Genomic DNA, 3,267 nt, shown 5'->3' on the forward strand with positions numbered 1-3,267 from the left:
GGGGCGGGGCCGGCCCCCCCCCCGCCCCGCCGCCGTCGGCACCCCACAATGGCTCCATGCGTGCTGCCCGGCTCATCAAGATGGTGCTGCTCCTGCAGTCCCGCCCCGCCATGACCGCCGCCGAGCTGGCGAGGGAGCTGGAGGTGTCGGAGCGCACCGTGACCCGGGACGCCCAGGCGCTCTCCGAGGCGGGGGTGCCCGTGTACGCGGACCGGGGCCGGGTCGGCGGGTACCGGCTCGTCGGCGGTTACCGGACCCGGCTGACCGGGCTGGCCCGCCACGAGGCCGAGGCGCTCTTCCTGTCCGGGCTGCCCTCCGCGCTGCGCGAGATGGGGCTGGACGACGCCGCGTCGGCGGCCCGGCTGAAGGTCTCGGCGGCCCTGCTGCCCTCGCTGCGGGACGCCTCCAGGACCGCCGCCCAGCGCTTCCACCTGGACGCCCCCGCCTGGTTCCACGAGCCGGCCGCCCCCGAGCTGCTGCCCGCCGTCGCGGAGGCCGTCTGGGGCGACCGGCCGGTCCTGGTCCGCTACCTTCGCGGCGGTACGCGGGAGGTCGAGCGGGAGCTGTTGCCGTACGGGCTCGTGCTGAAGGCGGGCGTCTGGTATCTGTGCGCCCGGGCCGGGGAGGACTTCCGGGTGTACCGGATCGACCGGTTCACCGCGGTCACCGTGTCGCAGGACCGCTTCGCCCGGGACGAGGACTTCGACCTGCCCCGTTTCTGGGAGGAGCGCGCGGCCCAGTTCGCCCGGTCGATCCTGCGTACCGAGGTGACCGTACGGCTGTCCGGGGCCGGTGTGCGTCGGCTGCCGTACCTCGTGGACCGGGCCGCCGCCGAGGAGGCGCTGGCGGTGGCCGCCGGGCCCGACGAGGACGGCCTGCGCACGGTCGTCCTGGCGGTCGAGTCCGAGGAGGTCGCGTACGGCCAGCTGCTCGCCCTCGGGCCGGAGTTGGAGGTCCTCGCACCCGCCACCCTCCGCGAACGTTTCATCGATGCCGCCGAACGCCTGCGCGACCTGTATCGCTGAAGGCTTCAATTCGGTGTCTCCGCGTGCATCGCCCGCCGCCAGGGCAGATGCTGGACCCGTGATGGACGAGACGGAGTTCTGGGAGATCATCGACAGCACCCGCGAGGCCGCCGAGGGCGACCCCGAGGACCACGCCGACCTGCTCGTCGAACGGCTGGTGCGGCTCGACCCCGACTCCGTGCTGGATTTCGCCAGGCACTTCGAGGCCCGTTACAACCGCGCCTACCGCTGGGACCTGTGGGGTGCGGCCGCCGTGCTGCTCGGCGGGGCGAGCGACGACGCGTTCGACTTCTTCCGGTGCTGGCTGATCGCGCAGGGCCGGGAGGTCTTCGAGGGCGCGATGCACGATGCGGACAGCCTCGCCGAGCTGCTGGAGGACTTCGACGACGAACTCGACGGGGACGGCGAGGAGCTCGGATACGCGGCGGACGAGGCGTACGAGCAGCTCACCGGCGTGGTGGCTCCCGACCTCGGGCTGCCGCCCCAGGCCGTGGAACCGGAGGGCACGCCCGTCGCCTTCGAGGACGACGCCGCGCTGGCGGAACGGTTCCCCGCGCTCTGGGACCGCTTCGGGGTGGCCTGAGCGGCCGTCCCGGGCCCCGTCCCTGCGTCTCAGGGCGTCAGCGAGCGGCCCATCAGGACGTCGTCGACGTACCGGCCGTGCAGGAAGAACTCGCCGGGCAGCACCCCTTCGACGGCGAAGCCCTCCGACGCGTAGAGCGCCCGCGCGGGGGCGTTGTGCCCGAGTACCCGCAGGGTGAGCCGCCCGGCTCCCTGCCGCCGCGCCTCGGTGTACGAGGCACGCAAGAGCGCCCGCGCGATGCCGCTGCCCCGCGCCCACTCGGCCACGGCGAGGCCCTGTATCTGGCGCACGTGGGCGTTGCAGGCGAGCGGGGTCGGCCTGGCCAGCCGGAGGTATCCGGCGACGCGTTCCTCCCCCGCCCCGGTGACGGCCTCGGCCACCAGGAAGTCCTCGGGCCGGTGCCGCTCGTCGAAGAAGGGCTCGTACGGGGCCTGCGGCCTCGGCTGCACCGCGTGCAGCGTCGACCAGGTGGCGCGGTCGAGCTCCCCGAGCGCGCTCCCGTCCGTCTGCGCGGCGGTTCGGACGGGCAGGAGCGAGAGGATCTGCGGCTCGGACATGCGCGCCACTGTGCCACGCCGTGTTCCGCGTGCGGCGGGGCCCATGGGGCAGGATGGGGCCATGCCGCTCTCCCGTATCGCCGTCACCGGATCGACCGGACTCATCGGAGCGGCGCTCGTGCGCTCGCTGCGCGCCGACGGGCACGAGGTGGTGCGCCTGGTGCGCCGCCCCGCCGCCACGGGCGACGAGGTGGAGTGGGACCCGAGGCGGCAGTACGTCGACGTGGCGGGGCTGGTCGGCTGTGACGCCGTCGTCCACCTCGCCGGTGCCGGGGTCGGGGACCACCGGTGGACCGAGGCGTACAAGCGGGAGATCCGGGACAGCCGGGTGCTGGGCACGGCGGCGATCGCCGAGGCGGTGGCCTCGCTGGACACCCCGCCGAGGGTGCTGCTGTCCGGATCCGCCATCGGCTACTACGGCGACACCGGGGACCGCGCGGTCGACGAGAGCGCGCCGCCCGGCGAGGGCTTCCTGCCGTCCGTGTGCGTGGAGTGGGAGGAGGCCACGGCCCCCGCCGAGGAGGCGGGCATCCGCACGGTGCACGCCCGGACCGGCCTGGTCGTCGCCCGGCGGGGCGGTGCCTGGGGGCGGCTGTTCCCGCTGTTCAGGGCGGGGCTCGGCGGGCGGATCGGGAACGGCCGCCAGTACTGGAGCTTCATCGCCCTGCACGACCACATCGCCGCCATGCGGCACCTCCTGGACACGGAGTCCCTGTCCGGTCCGGTGAATCTGACCGGCCCCTCCCCCGTCACCAACGGCCAGGTGACAGCCGCGATGGGCCGGGTGCTGCGCCGTCCGACCCTGTTCACCGCCCCGGCACCCGCGCTGCGGATCGCGCTCGGGGACTTCGCCGAGGACGTCCTGGGCAGCCAGCGGGTGCTCCCCGGCCAACTTCTCGACTCGGGCTTCTCGTTCGCCTTCCCCGGGATCGACGAGGCCATCCGCGCCGCGCTGCGCTGAGCCCGGCCGCCCTCCGAGGCCGCGGTGCCGCGGCGCGGCGCAGGTCAGCCGTCCCGTCCCGGCCCTCCGGGGCCTCCTGCCGCCGCCGTGTCCGCCGTCCCCTGGGCCGCCCCACCGGGCGTCGTGCGACCCCGTGCACCC

The 3,267-nt window shown here is 74.9% G+C and carries 4 protein-coding genes; 3 read left to right on the top strand and 1 reads right to left on the bottom strand.

Annotated features, from left to right (window positions below; genetic code table 11):
* Positions 1-56: 56 nt before the first annotated feature.
* Complete coding sequence (locus ACFWVP_RS34735; RefSeq protein WP_384502155.1) at positions 57-1,025, top strand: helix-turn-helix transcriptional regulator; 969 nt, start codon at positions 57-59, stop codon at positions 1,023-1,025.
* A 61-nt stretch (positions 1,026-1,086) separates the two neighbouring features.
* Positions 1,087-1,608: a DUF4240 domain-containing protein gene (locus ACFWVP_RS34740; protein WP_384502160.1), complete on the top strand. Its 522-nt coding sequence runs from the start codon at positions 1,087-1,089 to the stop codon at positions 1,606-1,608.
* A 29-nt stretch (positions 1,609-1,637) separates the two neighbouring features.
* Here ACFWVP_RS34740 and ACFWVP_RS34745 read toward each other — a convergent pair whose 3' ends face one another.
* On the bottom strand, positions 1,638-2,165 hold the full coding sequence (locus ACFWVP_RS34745) for a GNAT family N-acetyltransferase (protein WP_384502157.1): 528 nt from the start codon (positions 2,163-2,165) through the stop codon (positions 1,638-1,640).
* A gap of 61 nt (positions 2,166-2,226) precedes the next feature.
* On the opposite strand from ACFWVP_RS34745, the gene ACFWVP_RS34750 reads away from it, so the two are divergent.
* Positions 2,227-3,126 carry a TIGR01777 family oxidoreductase gene (locus ACFWVP_RS34750; protein ID WP_384502158.1) on the top strand — a complete coding sequence of 300 codons (900 nt, stop codon included), beginning with the start codon at positions 2,227-2,229 and terminating at the stop codon, positions 3,124-3,126.
* The last annotated feature ends 141 nt before the right edge of the window (positions 3,127-3,267 follow it).

Origin of the sequence: Streptomyces sp. NPDC058637, from assembly GCF_042717325.1 — a bacterium.
Taxonomy (GTDB): Bacteria; Actinomycetota; Actinomycetes; order Streptomycetales; family Streptomycetaceae; genus Streptomyces.